Source organism: Microbacterium arabinogalactanolyticum (genome assembly GCF_030268005.1).
Lineage (GTDB): Bacteria > Actinomycetota > Actinomycetes > Actinomycetales > Microbacteriaceae > Microbacterium > Microbacterium arabinogalactanolyticum.
In genome coordinates, this window is record NZ_BRZC01000004.1 from 1002885 (window position 1) to 1019664 (window position 16780).

At 71.1% G+C, this 16780-nt stretch carries 12 protein-coding genes; 4 read left to right on the forward strand and 8 right to left on the reverse strand.

Annotation, left to right across the window (positions count from 1 at the left end):
• Window positions 1-224: 224 nt before the first annotated feature.
• From MIAR_RS09260 to MIAR_RS09275, 4 genes are read left to right on the forward strand one after another with little or no spacing between them, the layout of a single operon-like run.
• Window positions 225-1367 carry a M20 family metallopeptidase gene (locus tag MIAR_RS09260; RefSeq protein WP_285634529.1) on the forward strand — a complete coding sequence of 381 codons (1143 nt, stop codon included), beginning with the start codon at window positions 225-227 and terminating at the stop codon, window positions 1365-1367.
• A complete protein-coding gene (locus MIAR_RS09265) occupies window positions 1364-2227 on the forward strand; it encodes a GNAT family N-acetyltransferase (protein ID WP_285634532.1) in 864 nt (287 codons plus the stop codon). Before MIAR_RS09260 ends, MIAR_RS09265 begins: the two co-directional genes overlap by 4 nt.
• Entirely contained in the window at window positions 2224-3330 is a 1107-nt protein-coding gene (menC, locus tag MIAR_RS09270) for an o-succinylbenzoate synthase (protein WP_285634535.1), read from the forward strand. Before MIAR_RS09265 ends, menC begins: the two co-directional genes overlap by 4 nt.
• Window positions 3331-3373: 43 nt before the next feature.
• Window positions 3374-4996, forward strand: coding sequence for a PucR family transcriptional regulator (locus MIAR_RS09275; protein ID WP_285634538.1), 1623 nt, complete (start codon window positions 3374-3376; stop codon window positions 4994-4996).
• On the opposite strand, the gene MIAR_RS09280 is transcribed toward MIAR_RS09275, so the two are convergent.
• The 8 genes from MIAR_RS09280 to MIAR_RS09315 form a co-directional block, all read right to left on the reverse strand.
• Window positions 4980-7058, reverse strand: coding sequence for a prolyl oligopeptidase family serine peptidase (locus tag MIAR_RS09280; protein WP_285634542.1), 2079 nt, complete (start codon window positions 7056-7058; stop codon window positions 4980-4982). The genes MIAR_RS09275 and MIAR_RS09280 overlap by 17 nt on opposite strands.
• Window positions 7055-8263, reverse strand: coding sequence for an erythromycin esterase family protein (locus MIAR_RS09285; protein WP_285634546.1), 1209 nt, complete (start codon window positions 8261-8263; stop codon window positions 7055-7057). The genes MIAR_RS09280 and MIAR_RS09285 overlap by 4 nt, the downstream gene beginning before the upstream one ends.
• 10 nt (window positions 8264-8273) lie before the next feature.
• A complete protein-coding gene (locus MIAR_RS09290; protein ID WP_285634549.1) occupies window positions 8274-10130 on the reverse strand; it encodes an ABC transporter substrate-binding protein in 1857 nt (618 codons plus the stop codon).
• A 184-nt stretch (window positions 10131-10314) separates the two neighbouring features.
• Window positions 10315-11214 carry an ABC transporter permease gene (locus MIAR_RS09295; protein WP_285634552.1) on the reverse strand — a complete coding sequence of 300 codons (900 nt, stop codon included), beginning with the start codon at window positions 11212-11214 and terminating at the stop codon, window positions 10315-10317.
• The gene (locus MIAR_RS09300; RefSeq protein WP_285634555.1) at window positions 11211-12158 is read right to left on the reverse strand and encodes an ABC transporter permease; all 948 of its coding nucleotides are present in this window, start codon (window positions 12156-12158) and stop codon (window positions 11211-11213) included. Before MIAR_RS09300 ends, MIAR_RS09295 begins: the two co-directional genes overlap by 4 nt.
• On the reverse strand, window positions 12158-14212 hold the full coding sequence (locus MIAR_RS09305; protein ID WP_285634558.1) for a dipeptide ABC transporter ATP-binding protein: 2055 nt from the start codon (window positions 14210-14212) through the stop codon (window positions 12158-12160). Before MIAR_RS09305 ends, MIAR_RS09300 begins: the two co-directional genes overlap by 1 nt.
• A 140-nt stretch (window positions 14213-14352) precedes the next feature.
• Window positions 14353-15393: a dipeptidase gene (locus MIAR_RS09310; RefSeq protein WP_285634560.1), complete on the reverse strand. Its 1041-nt coding sequence runs from the start codon at window positions 15391-15393 to the stop codon at window positions 14353-14355.
• Complete coding sequence (locus MIAR_RS09315; protein ID WP_285634563.1) at window positions 15390-16769, reverse strand: serine hydrolase domain-containing protein; 1380 nt, start codon at window positions 16767-16769, stop codon at window positions 15390-15392. Before MIAR_RS09315 ends, MIAR_RS09310 begins: the two co-directional genes overlap by 4 nt.
• Window positions 16770-16780 lie beyond the last annotated feature (11 nt).

Consider the following 16780-nt stretch of genomic DNA (forward strand, 5'->3'; position numbering starts at 1 on the left):
CTTCGTCGAACCGATCGGCGCGACAGCCTTCGAGCCTATGCCTGTGTCCCTCCTGAAGGCAAGAGGAAATCCCTTTCCGATGCTGCGGATGCTCCCGCCGCGGCCCGCTCATCGAGCCCGACCAAAGCAGGCGCCGGCATTCGGTCATTCCGACAGACGGCACGGGGCGGCCGGACCGCAGGATGGACTCCCGGGACCGCACCGGCGACAGCGAAGGAGCATCGATGCAGGAGAACGCCGACGATCTGATCGCGGACATCCAGCGCCTGGTGAGCTGCGAGTCGCCCTCGCACGACCTCGAGGCGGTCGGACGCAGCGCGGACGCCGTCGCGGAGCTCGGCATCCGGCTGCTGGGCGCGGCGCCCGAGCGCGTGGTGATCGACGGCTGCACCCACCTGCGGTGGCGGTTCGGGACTGCGGCGCGAGTGCTGGTGCTCGGGCATCACGACACGGTGTGGCCGCTGGGATCGCTCCAGGCGCACCCGGCAGAAGTCGTCGACGGCAGGCTGCGCGGGCCGGGGTCGTTCGACATGAAGGCAGGGCTCGTCATGGCCCTGCACGCGGTCGCCGCACTGCCCGATCGCGACGGCGTGACCGTGCTGGTGACCGGCGACGAGGAGCCCGGATCGCCCACCTCGCGAACGCTGATCGAGCAGGAGGCCCGTGGCTGCGAGGCAGCGCTGATCCTCGAGGCCGCGGGCACCGGCGGCGCACTGAAGATCGCACGCAAAGGCGTCTCCCGGTACGAGGTGCACGTTCACGGGCGAGCGGCGCACGCCGGTCTGGAGCCGGAGAACGGCGTCAACGCCACCATCGAGCTCTCCCACCAGGTGCAGGCCGTGGCTGCGCTGTCCGATCCCGTGCGGGGCACCACGGTGACGCCGACAACGGCGAACGGCGGGACCACGTCGAACACGGTTCCCGCCCGGGCCTCGTTCAGCGTCGACGTCCGCGCCGCCTCGGTCGCCGAGCAGCACCGCACGCACGACGCCATCACCGCGCTGCGCCCCCGCCTCGCGGGGGCGTCGGTGCGCGTCGAGGGCGGCATCAACCGGCCGCCTCTCGAGCCCGAAGCATCCGCCGCACTGTTCGCTCGTGCCGCGCGGATCGCCGCGCGCATCGGGCTCCCGCCCTTGCAGGCGGTGTCGGTCGGCGGGGCATCCGACGGCAACTTCACTGCCGGCGTCGGCACACCGACGCTCGACGGCCTCGGCGCCGTCGGCGGCGGCGCGCACGCCGAGGACGAGCACGTGCTGGTGGCTGAGCTCCCCGGTCGCACGCGACTGCTGACCGAGCTCATCGCCGACCTGCTCGCCTCCCCCGAGGCCGCCTCCGCACAGGCCCGGACCGCGCCGGAGCGGGTGTGAGCACCGCGCCGGATGCCGTCGCGGCCGCGCGGGCGGATGCCGCCGCCGCGGCCGCCTCGACGGGGATGCGGATCGAGCTGATCGACCGCATCGACGATCACGCGCGCATCCGCGCCCTGATCGAAGAGGTCTGGAGCACCGGCGCCACCAACCCTCCGGTCACCGCCGACATGCTCGCAGCGATGCGCACGGCGGGCGGCTACGTCGCCGGCGCCTTCGATGCGCAGGGACTCGCCGCCGCCTGCCTGGGCTTCTTCGCTCCTCCCGGCGAGCGCCGACTGCACAGTCACATCGCCGGGGCTCTCCCCCGCACCCGCGGTACGGGCATCGGGTTCGCCCTGAAACTGCACCAGCGCGCCTGGGCGCTGGAGCACGGCGCCGAGATTATCACCTGGACCTTCGACCCGCTGATCCGCCGCAATGCGCACTTCAACCTCGGCAAGCTCGGCGCCGCCGTCGGCGAGTACCTCCCCGACCTGTACGGCTCGATGGACGATGCCATCAACAGGGACGACATCACCGACCGCCTGATGGCCCGATGGCGGCTGCTGAGCCCCGGAGCGCGCGAGGCGTCCGCGGGCCGCCCGCGCACCTGCACCGTCTCAGCCGTGCCGGATGCCGCGATCGCGCTCCGCGCCGACGCCGAGGGCCGGCCGGTGCTCGGGAATGCGGACGCCGCCACGGTGCTCGTCGCCGTCCCGGCCGACATCGAGGCGATGCGCGCAGAGGATCCCGCCCGATCCGCGGCCTGGCGCCTCGCGATCAGGAGGACGCTGGGCGCGCTCCTGGCCGATGGCGCGGTGGTGCGCGGATTCGACCGCGCGGGCTGGTACATCATCGACAGAACGGAGACGCCATGAGACTCAGAGGCGTGGAGATCCTGCACATCGCGATGCCGCTCGTGGGCGCGTTCCGCACCTCCTTCGGCACCGAGGCGGTGCGCGAGACGCTGCTGCTGCGGGCGGTGACGGATGAGGCGGAGGGCTGGGGCGAGTGCGGTGCGAGCGAGGCGCCGCTGTACTCGGGCGAGTACACGCTGGGGGCCGCCGATGTGCTGCGCCGGCACCTCATCCCCGCACTGTCCGGACTGCCGGATCTGGACGGGCACAGGGTGGCACCCGCGCTGTCGCGATTCAAGGAGAACCGCCTGGCCAAGGCGGCGCTGGAGACGGCGATCCTCGACGCAGACCTGCGCGGGCGCGGGGAATCCCTCTCCCACGCGCTCGGTGCGGTGCGCACGAGCGTGCCCAGCGGCGTCTCCGTCGGGATCGCCGACTCCATCCCCGAGCTGCTCGACACCGTCGAGGGGTACCTCGACGACGGATACCTGCGCATCAAGCTGAAGATCGAGCCGGGCTGGGACCTGGAGCCGGTCCGCGCGGTACGGGAGCGCTTCGGCGACATCATGCTGCAGGTGGACGCGAACGCCGCCTACGAGCGGGCCGACATCGACCATCTGCTCGCCCTCGACGCGTTCGCACTCTCCCTCGTGGAGCAGCCGCTGCCCATGGACGACCTGCTCGGCCACGCGGCCCTCGCGCGGCGCCTGGCGACCCCCATCTGCCTGGACGAGTCGATCCTGTCCGCCCGCGCAGCCGCGACCGCCATCGAGCTCGGCGCGTGCCGGATCGTGAACATCAAGGCCGGGCGCGTGGGCGGCTACCTGGAGTCCCGGCGCATCCACGACGTCTGCGCCGCTCACGGCGTGCCCGTCTGGTGCGGTGGGATGCTGGAGACCGGGATCGGCCGGGCCGCCAACGTGGCACTCGCCGCGCTGCCGGGGTTCACGCTGCCTGGCGACACCTCGGCATCCGAGCGGTACTTCGACGAGGACCTCACCGAGCCGTTCCGCCTCGTGGACGGCCATCTCGAGGTGCCGACGGGTCCTGGCATCGGGGTCGCGCCCGATCCGGACAGGCTCGCGCGGTACACGGTCGCCCGCGAATGGGTGCCGGTGTCATGAGCACGACCGACCCTGTCACGGCCCCGATGCTAGCCTCGCAGACGTGCGCCCCGCGATGAACCACCGGCCCCAGGCGAGCCTGGTGCACGTCATGGAGGAGCTGGGCGGAACGCTTCTGGACGTGGTCGCCGGCGAGGTGTCGGCCGACCGCTTCATCGAGGCGGTCGCCATCCACGATCCGCGTGACGAGCCCGAGGCTCCGCGCAACGCGATCGTGCTCGGGGTCGGCCTGGAGAACAGCGCCGAGGTGCTGCAGGTGATCACGCGCCTGGGCCTGAGCGGCGCCGCGGGCCTGGTGGTGCGTGCACCGTTCGCGGCCGACGACGACCTGGTGGCCGCGGCGCGGCAGACCGGGGTGGTCCTGTTCACGCTGTCCCGCGGCACCACCTGGGCGCACCTGGCCGGCCTGTTCCGGGCGCTGATGACCCCCGGTGGCCCGGACGACGCACGACCGGTCACCTTCGGCGGCATCCTCGCCGGTGACCTGTTCGCGATGGCCAACGCCATCGCGGCGCTGCTCGAGGCGCCGGTGACGATCGAGGACCGCAACGCGCAGCTGCTGGCCTTCTCGCACGCGCCGGAGAGCAGCGCTCCGACCGCCGCACGCGGACGGCAGCTCCCGCAGCACTACACCCGCCTGCTCGAGGAGGCCGGTGTCCTGCAGGAGATCACCCGCAGCGACTCCCCCGTCGTCGTGCCGCCGCTGGACGATCCGGACAGCAGCCGGACGGTCATGGCCGTGCGCGCCGGTGACGAGATGCTCGGCACCATCTGGGTGGCCTCGTCCACGCCGCTCAGCGAGGAGGGCATGCGGGCTCTCCGCGATTCGGCGCGCCTCGTCGCGATGCACCTCGTGTGGCAGCGCACCGACGCGGATGCCGAGCGGCGCCTGCGCGCGGACCAGCTGCGCAGCGTGCTCGACGGCGGCCCCGGCGCCGCGGAGGCGGCTCACCGGCTGGGCCTGCGCGAGGAACCGGCCGTGGTGCTGGCGCTGTCGCTGCACGCCCCCGCGACGGACCAGCTGCCGCACGCCGCGCTCGCAGCGGAGCGCAAGCGCATCGCGGACGCCTTCTCGGTGCACCTGCTGTTCGCGCAGCCGCGATCCATCGTGGGGCTGATCGGCGATGTCGCCTACGGTGTGCTCCCGGTGGTCGCGACGACGCCGGATGCCGAGGAGAGCGCGGTGCGTCTGGCGAACGAGTTCCTCACCCGGGTGCGCTCCTCGCAGCGGCTGTTCATCACGATCGGCGGCGTGGTGCAGGAGATCTCGCAGCTCCCCCGATCGCGCTCCAGCGCCGACCGCGCGATGCGCGTGCTGCGCGCCGACGTCGTGGGCACCCAGGTCGCCCGCCTGGAGGATGTGCACGCCGAGTCGCTGCTGCTCGAGCTCACCGGCGCGGCGCGCGACGTCCCCTCCGGTCCGCTGGCGCGCCTGATGGCCTACGACGAGACGCATCAGGCCAGCCTGGTGGACACCCTCCGCGCCTGGCTGGATGCGATGGGCGACGTGACCGCCGCATCGGCGGCGATGTTCGTGCACCAGAACACGTTCCGCTACCGGCTGCGTCGCGTCGCCGAGGTGGGCAGACTCGACCTCGACGACCCGAGCGCACGGTTCGCCGTGCAGCTGCAGCTGCGCCTGATCGACATCAGACGGGACCGCTGAGTCCCAGCGCTCCCATCAGGACGGCGAGCCATTCGGCGTCCTGCGCCTGCAGCACGGCCGCGCTGGTGCCGGCGCCGTGCCCGGCGTTCTCGAACACGTGCAGCAGGATCGGCTGCTCGCCGCGCTGGGCGGCCTGCATCCGTGCGACGAACTTGCGCGCCTGCGCCGGAGGGCAGCGCGGGTCGGTGTCGCCCGCCTGCACGTAGACCGTCGGGAACGCGGCGGGCGCGACCAGTTCGTAGGGCGAGGAGCGACGCAGGCGCTCGACATCGGCGGGGTCGCCCGGGTCGCCCCACGCCTTGCGGATCACGAACTCGAGGTAGGGGATGCGGATGCCGCCGATGAGGTCGAGCAGAGGGGCGCGCGGCAGGACGGCGCACCAGAGCTGCGGATGCTCGGTGACGGCGACACCGCACATGAGCCCGCCGTCGGAGCCGCCGGTGAGCGCCAGCATCCGCGGCTCGCTGGTGCCCTGCGCGATCAGGTCCTGCGCGACCGCGAGCAGGTCCGCATCGCGCACACGACGGTTCTCCCGGTCCGCCGCGCGGAACCAATCGCGCCCGAATTCACCGCCGCCGCGCAGATAGGCCTGAACGACTGTGCCGCCGGCCGTGACGAAGGCGGCCAGGTCGGGCTGGTATCCGGGGAGGGTCGGGATGCCCGCCGCGCCGTACGCCGAGATCAGTGCGGGGGCCGGTCCGGCAGGCAGGCCATCGGGCCGCACCACGTGGTACGGCACGGCGGTGCCGTCGGCCGAGGTCGCCGAGCGGTACTCGACCGATGCCGCCACCCGCACCGCCGGCGCGATCAGCTCGTCGACGCGGTCGTCACCGGGCCGATGCCGGTGCACGCTCCACGAGGTGGTCAGCGTCGAGAACGCGAAGAGGAACTCGCCGCTGCCGTCGTCGGGGTCCAAGCCGGTCAGGGGGAAGAAGGATGCGCCCAGCGCACCGTCGGCCGGCAGCGGCACCTCACCGGCATCCGCGCACCGAACCTCGGCACCGCGGTCACGCGGGTCGCCGTCGGCGCCTGCGACGGACAGCACCCGGATCCGCGCCGCGGTCTCCGCGAAGCCGCTGAGATACAGATGCCCGCCGACCGGAGTGAGCGAGCGGAGCACCGTCTCGCTCTCCGGCACCAGGACGCGCCAGGTGGAGGTGTCCTCGGGATGCGGCTCGTCGAGGTCGATCGCGACGACCCTCCCCCGCGGCGAGCCGTGGTCGGTCACCGCGACATACGCATCGCCGACGATGTGTCCGGCGATCGTGTCGGCGCAGTCGTGGATGAAGCGCCGCCACGGGGCCCGCGAGGCGAGGTCGCGGACAGCGACCGGTATCGGCGTGCCGACCCGGTGGCTGGCGACCGCCCATCGTCCGTCGCGGGAGAACTGGATGCGGGTGTACTCCCGGGACCCCGCCGGTACGGGGATGTCCTCGACAGCGGAGGGCCCGTGGTCCCCCAGCATCCGCCGGTACACGACCTGACGGAAGTCCGCGGCCGAACCGGCGAGGGCGAGGAAGAAGAACCCCGCGCCGTCGGGCAGCCAGGAGACGCCGCCGCCCCAGGCGCTGTGCAGGATCTCGGCGGGTGCGTCGTCACGGATCCGGCCGGTGTCGACGTCGACGAGGCGGATGCTGTTGTGCTCGCTGCCGTCGGTGCAGACCCCGAGCGCCAGCACCCGTCCGTCCGGAGAGGGTGCCAACCAGGAGAGCACGGCCGACCGACCGGGTTCGTCGAACGTCGAGAGGGCGACGAGCTCCCGGCCCGCGCCGTAGGGCTCGGAGGCGACCAGGACGGAATCCCCCTCCATGCGGAACCAGCGACCTCCGCCATGTCGCGGGAGGTCGGGTCTGGCACCGCGCTCATGCTCGACGATCAGTGCGCGTGCGGCATCCGTCTTCCCGGCGGCCCCGATGACGTCGGCCGCGAGCTCGGCCTGCGCCCGCTGCCAGGCGCGCACCTCCTCGGTCTCGCCCTCCAGCCAGCGGTACGGGTCGGGTATCGGGATGCCCGCGACGCGCTCCACGACGTCGTCGACGCGGGCGGGCGGGTACGCGATCATCGGCCCGCCTGCGCATTCGGCGCGTCGAACTCGGCCCTCAGCCGCTCGAACGCCCCCGGAGCGGCGCGCACGCGGGTGAAGTGGACCAGCGCGTCGAAGGCGCCGGGGACGTCGGGCAGTGCCTCGCGTCCTCCCCCGACCAGCATCGCGTCGACGCCCGCGAAGGCATCCGCGTCGAGCCCGCGCAGGTCGATCAGCGCCGCGCTCGCGCCCGCGACCATCCCGTCGAGCGCCCGTTCGAGCGTGCCCGGCTCCGTGCCGCGCTCACGCAGCTCGACATCGCAATCGTAGGGACGCGGCGAGCGCTGTGTGAACACCACGACCGGGCCTGTGCCGTAGGTCGTCCCGATCACCCGCAGATCGTCGCCGAACCGGTCGGCCAGCAGCGCCCCCATCCAGTCGCGCCCCTCCAGGGGCGCACGGCGCACATGGGTGTCGTGGGCGTAGACGAGGATGCGGGGCTCACGGGCCGCGATCCACGTCACGGTGTCGGCCATGAACGACTCACGCGGATAGGGGCCCGCCCCGCCCGCCCAGTCGAGCTCGGCGAGGAACGCGTCGATCGAGGCCGCGCACCGCAGGGCGATCTCATCGTCCTGGGCGCGGACGCGCGCGAGCAGTACCTGCAGAGAGGTGATGAACTCCGCCCGCGCATCGTCCGGCATCTCCGCGTAGGCGATCGCCGCGTCGGTGCGGCCGCCGAGGTCGGTGCGCCGCAGCAGCTCTTCGTCGCCGGGCTCGGGCGCGATGCGCGCGAGGCAGGCGCGCACGGCCGTTCCCGGCGAGGTCGACGAGCCGGGGAGATCCATGCCGTAGAACCGCACGTCACCGCCGGCCGCGTTCCACTCCCGCATCCAGATGAGCTGCCGGCGGATGCCGTCGGATTCACCGAACCCGTAGGTGATGCCCGCGCGCGCGATGTCCTCGACATCTCCCGACCCGCCGTGGATCCACTCGTCGATCAGCAGGCCCTCGGCGAAGCCGGACTCCATCACGAACGCCGTGACGCCGTGGTCCTGCACCAGTGTGCGCAGCAGTGCGTCGCCGAGGGCGGTGAACTCGACCACGCTGTGCGCGGCCTCGCCCAGTGCCACCACCCTGGCATCGCCGATGAGCGCGCCGATCGCCTCGGGAGCCGGGAACCCGGGCCGCGCGGGGTCGACCGTCGGTATCGATGTGACCCGCTTCGCGATCTGCGCGCTCATCGACGGCGTCCTACTTCTGCTTCCCGGTGAAGTACCACTGCTCCGGAGAGTAGACGAACTTCAGCATGGACCGGAACGTCGACGGCGGGCCGGAGAGGTCCTTCTTCCACACGATCAGGTTGTCCGGCGTGGGGAAGAAGAGCACAGGCAGGTCCTTCGACAGCATGGTCACCTCCGCGCTCAGCGCCTTCGGGTCCGCACCGAAGGTGCTCGCCTCGATGAGCTTGTCGGCCTCGGGGTTGCTGTAGCTGCCGAGGTTGAAGCTCCCGCCGGTGTTGAAGGCGTTGTTGCTGGTCGGGTACGAGGTCTGCACGAAGGCGCCGAAGTCCTGCATCGCCCACTTGTCCGCGTTGTCGGGCGCGTAGGAGTTGCCGTAGTTCTCGTACATGTAGTTCAGCGACTTGGTGACGACCTTCGCGTCGATGCCGACCTTCTTCAGCTGCGACACGAATGCCAGGTCCCGGGCGCCGACGAAGGCGGGGTCGTTGGCCGACGCGATCGTGAAGGTGATCTTCTGCCCCTTCGGGATGCCCTCGCCGCACTGGTCGTCGCCGGTGCCGGGTCGTACGCAGGTGGTGCCCTTCTCGGCGTCCACCTTCCAGCCGTGGTCGGTGAGCAGCTTCTCGGCCGCCTTCACGTCGTAGGGGTAGGTCGCCTTCTCGCCGAACTCGGGCGGGTAGGCGGAGTTCAGGCCCCCGGTGCTGTAGTTCGCGGTCGCGGTACCGCTGTGGATGCCACGGCTCTTGATGTAGCCGGGCTGGTCGATCAGGTGCTGCATCGCCTGGCGGATGTACAGCTGCCCGATGATCTTGTCGAAGTTGTCGACCTTGTTGTCGAAGTTGATCACGAGACCGTCGAAGCGCGCCGGCGACGGCGCGCCGTACACGTTGTAGCCCTTCTTGCGCAGGTCGCCGATCTTCGAGGCGAAGCTGGCATCCAGCCGCCCTGTGGTCAGTTCACCGGCGGCGAACTGGTTGTACACCGCCGAGGGCGAGGTGAACGCCTTGAAGTCCACCCGCTCGATGCGCGAGTCGCCCGGTCCCGAGTACTTCTTGTTCGGGGTCAGCGAGAACGAGCCCGTGGTCGGCTCGAACGCCGACAGCTGGTACGGGCCGTTCACGATCTGCCACAGCGGGTTGGTCACGAACGTGGACTGGTCCTCGGACTGGCCCGTCAGGTAGTGGTAGATCGCCGTCGCGTTCTCGGGCTGCGTGTAGTCGAGCACGCGTCCGCCGGTCGCGGCGATGCTCCAGTCCGCCGAGGGCATGATGTAGAGCAGCTGCAGCAGCGAGACGAGGTACGACGGGTTGTACGGCTTCTCGAACGAGAACACCGCGGTGCGGGCATCCGCCGCCGTGACGGTGACGCCGTCGGGGAACTGGCCGGGCGTGTAGAACGCCCAGTTCGCCGGGCTCTCCGCGATGGCCGCCTTGAGGAGGTCGAAGGTGAAGACGACGTCGTCCGCGGTGACCGGCTTGCCGTTGGACCACGAGTGGTCCTTCAGGGCGATCGTCGCGGTGTGACCGTCGTCGCTGATCACCGGCTCCTCGGCCAGGCTGGTCGCCGCGTCGAAGGGTTCGCCCTCCAGGCTGGTGCGGTACAGCGCCCGCCACATCAGGTCGTATCCGATGACCGTGCCGCCGGTGGCGGCGGGTGGGTACGGGTAGATGTAGTTGGGGGTGAGGCCGGGCGTGAGGGCGATGGTCACCACACCGCCGTCGATGGGGGTGCCGCTCTCGGCGGGAAGGTCCTTGTACGACGTCGCGTCGACCGGCGCACCGGATGCCGTGCAGCCGGTGATGAACAGCACACCGGCCGTGGCCAGTGCGAGAAGGAGGCGTCCTCGCCTCCGCGGAACCTGCGACATGAGCTGTGCTCCTTGTTCGAGATGTTCAGGATGTTCGGGATGGGGGTCGGAGGGTCCGTCGGGTGATGTGGAACTCCGATGCTCCGAGCGTGATGCATCCCCGCGGCGCCCCGTTCAGGGATCCCGACAGATTCGCGAGCCGCGATCCGTCGGGTCCGACACAGGACTCCGAGCGGGCCCGGTGTCAGGGCGAGCGGTGCTCGATGGCATCCCGGAGGGCGTCGCCGAGCAGGTTGAGCGCGAGCACCGTGAGCACGATGAATCCGCCGACCGGGTAGATCAACCACCAGTAGTCCGCGGCCAGGAACGAGACGCCGCTGGAGAGTTGGCTGCCCCAGTCGGTGACCGGATAGCTCAGGCCGAAGCCCAGATACCCCAACGCCGCGAGCACGATGATCGAGTCCGCCACCTGGAAGGTGAGGTTGACGATGATCACGCCGAAGGTGTTCGGGATGAGGTGGGTGAAGATCAGACGCCGGTTGCTCGCACCCATCAGCCTGGCCGCCGAGACGAACTCGCGCACCCGCAGCGACAGCACCTCACCGCGGATCAGCCGGGCGGCGACCAGCCAGGAGAACCCGCCGATGACCAGGCTCAGCGTCAGCGGCGTCGCCGTGAAGCGTGCGGCGATGATCAGCACGAAGAACAGGAAGGGGATCGACAGCAGCACGTCGACGACCCGCATCATGATCCCGTCGACGACCCCGCCGACCAGCCCGGCGACCGCGCCGTAGATCGTGCCCAGGGTGGTCGCGAACACGGCGGCGAGCAGGCCGATCTGCAGCGACACCTGGCCGCCCTGCATGAGCCGGCCGAGCACGTCGAAACCGTTGCTGTCGGTGCCGAGCGGGAAGCCGTCCCCCGGTGGGAGCGCCGCGTTGAGCAGGTCCACGTCGGTCTGGTTGGTCGGATGGATCAACGGCCCGAGGTAGCAGAACAGCACCAGGACGACGAGCAGGACGGCGCCCGTGCGGCCCGGCCGGCTGCGCCAGAGCGACCTCAGCACCGCGGAGCGCGAGATGGGGTTGCGCGTCGCGAGGGCCGGCAGCTCCTCGGCGGCGACCTCTGCGCGTGCCGTGCTCATCGGCCCAGCTCGATCCGCCGGTCGGCGCGGGCGACGACGAGGTCCGCGACGAGGTTGCCGATGACGGTCAGGGCCCCGCCGATGAGTGTGTATGCGAGCAGCACCGGATAGTCCTCTCGATGAAGGCTGTTCAGGAACAGCAGCCCGAGTCCCGGGTAGTTGAAGACCGCTTCGACGATCAGGTTCCCGGCGAGCAGGGTGGGGATCAGCACGCCGACGAGCGTGATGATCGGGGTGATGGCGTTGCGCAGCAGGTGGCGGGTGAGCACGATTCGCTCGGATGCACCCTTGGCGCGCGCCACGCGGATGTAGTCCATCCCCAGCTGCTCGAGCGCCGCGGAGCGCTGATACTGCGCGAACACGACGACGTTCGTGATGGCGAGGGTGATCAGCGGCAGGGCCATGGAGCGCGGATCGGTGAAGACCACCCAGGGCGAGCTGGATTGGGATGCCTCGGCGGGGAACAGCGGGATGGTCTGACTGAAGACGCCGATCAGCACCAGTGCGATCAGGAAGGAGGGCGTCGCGTAGAGCAGGTACGAGATCGAGGTCGCGGCGCGATCGATGAACCGGCCGCGGCGCACCGCCTGCAGGATGCCCAGCGGGATCGCGATCACGAGGGCGAGGACGAGACCAGCCAGCGACAGCATCGCGCTGCGCGGGGCGTTCTGCAGCAGCAGCGTGCCCACCTCCTCATTGAGCTTGTAGGAGCGTCCGAGGTCGCCGCGCAGCAGCTGGAGCAGGTAGTCGACGTACTGGATCAGCACGGGCCGGTCGTAGCCGTGCTCGCGGTTGAACGCGTCGACGGCGGCCTGCGAGGCCTGCTGCCCGAGGGCGGCCCGGCCGGGACTGTCGGAGATCAGATTCAGCATCAGGAACACGACCAGCGAGATGCCCAGGAGTACGACGAGCGACACGAGCACGCGTCTCAGCAGGAACCACATCAGCGCACCTCCCCCGCTGTCAGAGTCTCGGCCGTCGTCGTCTCGCGGAGCTTCGGCTGCAGCGGGAAGTGGCAGGCCACCGCGTGGTCGCCGCCGACGTCCTCCAGCACGGGCTCGACGCGGGCGCACAGGTCGGTGGCCAGCGGGCACCGCGTGCGGAACCGGCATCCGCTCGGCGGGTCCAGCGGACTGGGCAGCTCGCCGTGCACGCGGTCGACGGGGGCGTCGGCCAGGTCGGGGTCGGCGACGGGCACGGCGGCCAGCAGACCGGCGGTGTACGGGTGAGCAGGCCGCGTGTAGACCTCATCCGTCGCGCCGACCTCGACCAGTGCGCCCAGGTACATCACGCCGACCCGGTCTACGAGGTAGCGGACTACGGCGAGGTCGTGCGAGATCACCACGCTGGACAGGCCGCGCTCCCGCTGGATCCCCCGCATCAGGTTCAGCACCTGTGAGCGGATCGACACGTCGAGGGCGCTGACCGGCTCATCGGCGACCAGCACATCGGGGTCCAGGGCGAGCGCGCGAGCCAGGCCGATGCGCTGACGCTGCCCGCCGGAGAGCTCGTGCGGATAGCGCTCCAGGATCGAGGCTCCGAGGCCGACGCCGGCGAGCAGGGCTCTGGCCTTCTCGGTGCGCTCCTCCGCGGTGCCGATGCCCTGGATGACCATCGGCTCGCACAGGATCGCGTCGATGCGCATCTTGGGATCCAGCGACGCATGCGAGTCCTGGAACATCATCTGCAGCTTCGCACGTCGTGCGCCCAGGCGTCGCGGGCTGAGCCCCGACACCCGGTCGCCGTCAAGCAGCACCTCGCCCGAGGTGGGTGCGTCGAGAGCGACAAGCATCCGCCCGAGCGAGGACTTGCCGCAGCCCGACTCGCCGACGAGCCCGAACGCCTCACCTGCGCGCACCTCGAAGCTCACGCCCGCGACGGCCTTGACCGAGCGGCGGCGGCCGAAGATGCCCTTCGCGGAGACCGGATGCTCCTTGCGCAGGTCGACGACGCTGAGGCGCACTCGCTGCGCGTCGATCTCGGATGCGGCGCTCCCCGACGCGTCGAAGCGGCGGACCTCCCGCTTCCCCTGCGTCTCGTCGACCGGGTTCCAGCACGCGAACAGGTGACCTTCCCCGGGGCCGGCCACCGGCTGAGGAGTCTCGGTCCGGCACCGCTCGGTCGCGGCCGCGCAGCGCGGGGCGAAACGGCATCCGACCTGCGGATCGGCCGGGTCCGGCGGCGATCCGGGGATGCTGAACAGCTCGACGTCCTTGTCCTGAGCGAGCGTCGGGATCGATGCCAGCAGCGCGTGCGTGTACTGATGCCGCGTGCGGCGGAACAGGTCGGCCGTGCGGCCGGTCTCGACCAGGCGTCCGCCGTACATGACGCCGACGCGGTCGGCATGCCGGACCACCACGCCCATGTCATGCGTGACGAGGATCATGGCCATACCGAGCTGCTGCTTCAGCTCGCCCAGCAGCTCCAGGATCTCAGCCTGGATGGTCACATCCAGCGCGGTGGTCGGCTCGTCGGCGATGAGCACGCGCGGCTCGCAGATCAGCGCCATCGCGATCATCACCCGCTGGCGCATGCCGCCGGACAGCTGGTGCGGGAAGTCGCCCATGCGCTCCTGCGGGCGCGGGATGCCGACCAGCGCCAGCATCTCGGCGGCGCTGCGGCGGGCCGCCCGCAGCGACATGCCGCGGTGCAACTGCAGCGGCTCGGCGACCTGATCGCCGATGCTGCGGGTCGGGTTGAGCGAGGTCATCGAGTCCTGGAAGACCATGGAGATTTCGTTGCCACGGATGCGCCGGTAGGCGGCGTCGCCCAGGCCGACGAGCTCCGTGCCGTCGAAGTCGATGGATCCGCTCACCACGCGGCCGCCGCCGGGCAGCATGCCCATGACCGCGAGTCCGGTCATCGATTTGCCGGAGCCCGTCTCGCCGACGATGCCGAGGGTCTCGCCGCGATGCAGCTCGAGGTCGACGCCGGTCACCGGGCGCACGATGCGGTCGCCGTGCGTGATCTCGACCGACAGGTCCCGAATCGTCAGCATGCGCGCGCTCCCTTGCGACTCCCTGCAGCTCCCGGACGTGCGGACAGGTGCTGCGACTCTTCGATACTGCGGCAACGGGCGGGTGACGCGTTCGTCCGGACCTGCGAACGACGTCGCGTCCGTTCGTCGACCTCGACGAATCAGACGCCGGAGCCCGGGACGCCGAGCTCGGCGCGCAGCAGCCGCTGCAGATTGCCGCCGAGCACCGCCAGGACGTCGGACTCGGCCCAGCCGCGGCGCAGCAGGGCATCCGTGACGAGCGGCAGCCCCTCGGGGCCCTCGAGCCCGGGGAGGTAGGCGTTCGCGGGCACGCCCTCGACGGTGTCCACCACGCAGCAGGGCGGGGTGGTGTCGTCGAGCACTTCGCGCACGAAGTCCGGTCCGAGTCCCACCCGATCGACGCCTGCCACCGAGGCGACGTGTTCGAGATGATCGACGAGCACGTCGAGCGTGTGCTCGCTCTCGTGCAGGAAGGGCGCGAAGAAGTTCACGCAGACGACCCCGCCGGTGGCGGCGATTCCACGGATCTGCTCGTCGCTGAGGTTGCGGTGATGGTCGCGCAGCGCCCGTGCGGACGAGTGGGTGGCCATGACCGGCCGTGTGGCGAGCCCGAGCACGTGGTCGACGCCGCCGGCACCCAGGTGGCTGACGTCGAACAGCATCCCGAGCCGCTCCATCTCCGCCACGGCCCGCACCCCCGCGCGGGTGAGCCTGCCGCCGGCCGCGTCCTCCCCGCTGCCGTCACCGAACGCCGCCCGTCCGAAGTGCGCGATCGATCCGATGCGCACGCCGAGACGGTGCACGGTCTGCAGCAGCTCGACGTCCTCCCCGATGCCCGGCATCCCCTCCAGCGCGAGCACGAGTGCGATGCGACCGCCGGTGATGGCACGATCGACGTCCTCGCCGGTGAGACAGAGTGCGACGGCATCCGCGTTCCCCTCGGCCAGGCGATGGGCGGCCTCGATCATGCGCAGCGTGCGCCGCAGCGCGCCTTCGGGCCGGTACGGGTCGTCGATGAACACGGGGAGCACCTGCAGATCGACGCCGCCGGCCTGCAGCTGCGGCAACCAGCGGGTCCGGAAGAACGACGCCCATTCCTCCGGTGGCCGGGTCGCGACGGCGCAGAGCAGATCGTTGTGCGCGTCGGCGACGACGGCCCGGCGATGCACGTCGTTCATCATGCTTCCCTTCTTCTGTCCGCACGTCCGGTGTGCAGGTGCGATGCCCGTCCGGTGCCGTCGTCGCCCAGGAAGGCGACCGGCTGGCGGATGCCGCCCTCGGCCTCGACGGGGAGGAGCACGGCCTCGTGCCAGCCGAGCAGTTCGGTGCGGAAGGGCTGATCGCCGAGCTCCGCCACGACACCGCATGGTTCGCGGTCCAGCCACACCCGGCCGTCATCGGTCCGGCTGACGGTGGTGATCGCCGTGCTCGACTCGTAGCGACCCAGGAAGCGCGTCGCATCCCGCGGGGCGGGGCCGGTGGGCGCGAGCGGCGGCTCTGGGGCCAGGCCCGCCAGGTCGTGCAGCATCCGGTCGATGATCTCCGCGAACACGGCATGCGTCTCACCGCCGTTGGCGAGGATGGCGATCACGACTCCCTCCGAGGGCAGCAGGCGCAGTCGCGCCGACTGTCCGATCGTGCTGCCGTCGTGCCCGACGACGGTCGTCCCGGGGCGGTCGAACAGCTCCCAGCCGAGTCCCCAGCCGGTGCCCTGATGGATGTCGGGCAGCCGCACCTGTTCGGCGCGCATGAGCGAGACGGAGTCCTCCGAGAGCAGGCGCGCCCCATCGCCGGCGGCACCTCCCGCGAGGTGCATGCGTCCGAACGCGAGCAGATCGCGCGCCGTCATGGCGAGCCTCGATCCGGCCGGGGCGCCCGAGCGCTCCATCGACCACACCGCGGTCGGCCCGAGCACGCCCTCGGCGGAGACGAGGTGGCCGACGGCGGCACGGTGCAGGATCGCCTCGCCCGCATCGACCGAGGCGTGCCGCAGGCCGAGTGGGTCGAGCAGCCTCCGACGCAGCACACGCTCGTATGGCTCGCCGCGGAGCACCTCGATGATGCGCCCGAGCGTAGAGAACCCCGCGTTGTTGTACGAGAACATCTCCCCTGGCGCGAACAGCTGGGATGTTCCGGCGAGCACCCCGACGTACCGCTCCAGGCAGTCGTCGCCGGCGCCGGTGTCGACGAAGACGTCGCCCTCGAACCCGGAGGTGTGGGACAGCAGGTGGCGGATCGTGATCGCGTCGGATGCCGCGGCATCCGCCACCCGGAATCCCGGCAGCACCTCGCGCACCGGCGCATCGAGGTCGAGGATCCCCTCCTCGACCAGCTGCATGACGAGCGTGGCGGTCAGCACCTTCGTGACGGAGCCGATCTGGAAGACGGAGTCCGTGTCGGCGGCCACACCGGTCCTGATGCTGAGCAGTCCTGTGGCGTACTCATAGGTCTCGTCTCCGACGGCGACGGCCAGCGACAGCGCGGGTACGCGGTGCTCGGCGAGCAGCCCCGGCATCCGCTTCTCGACCCATTCGCGGATCCGTGCCAGCTCCGGCATGTGCCCTCCTC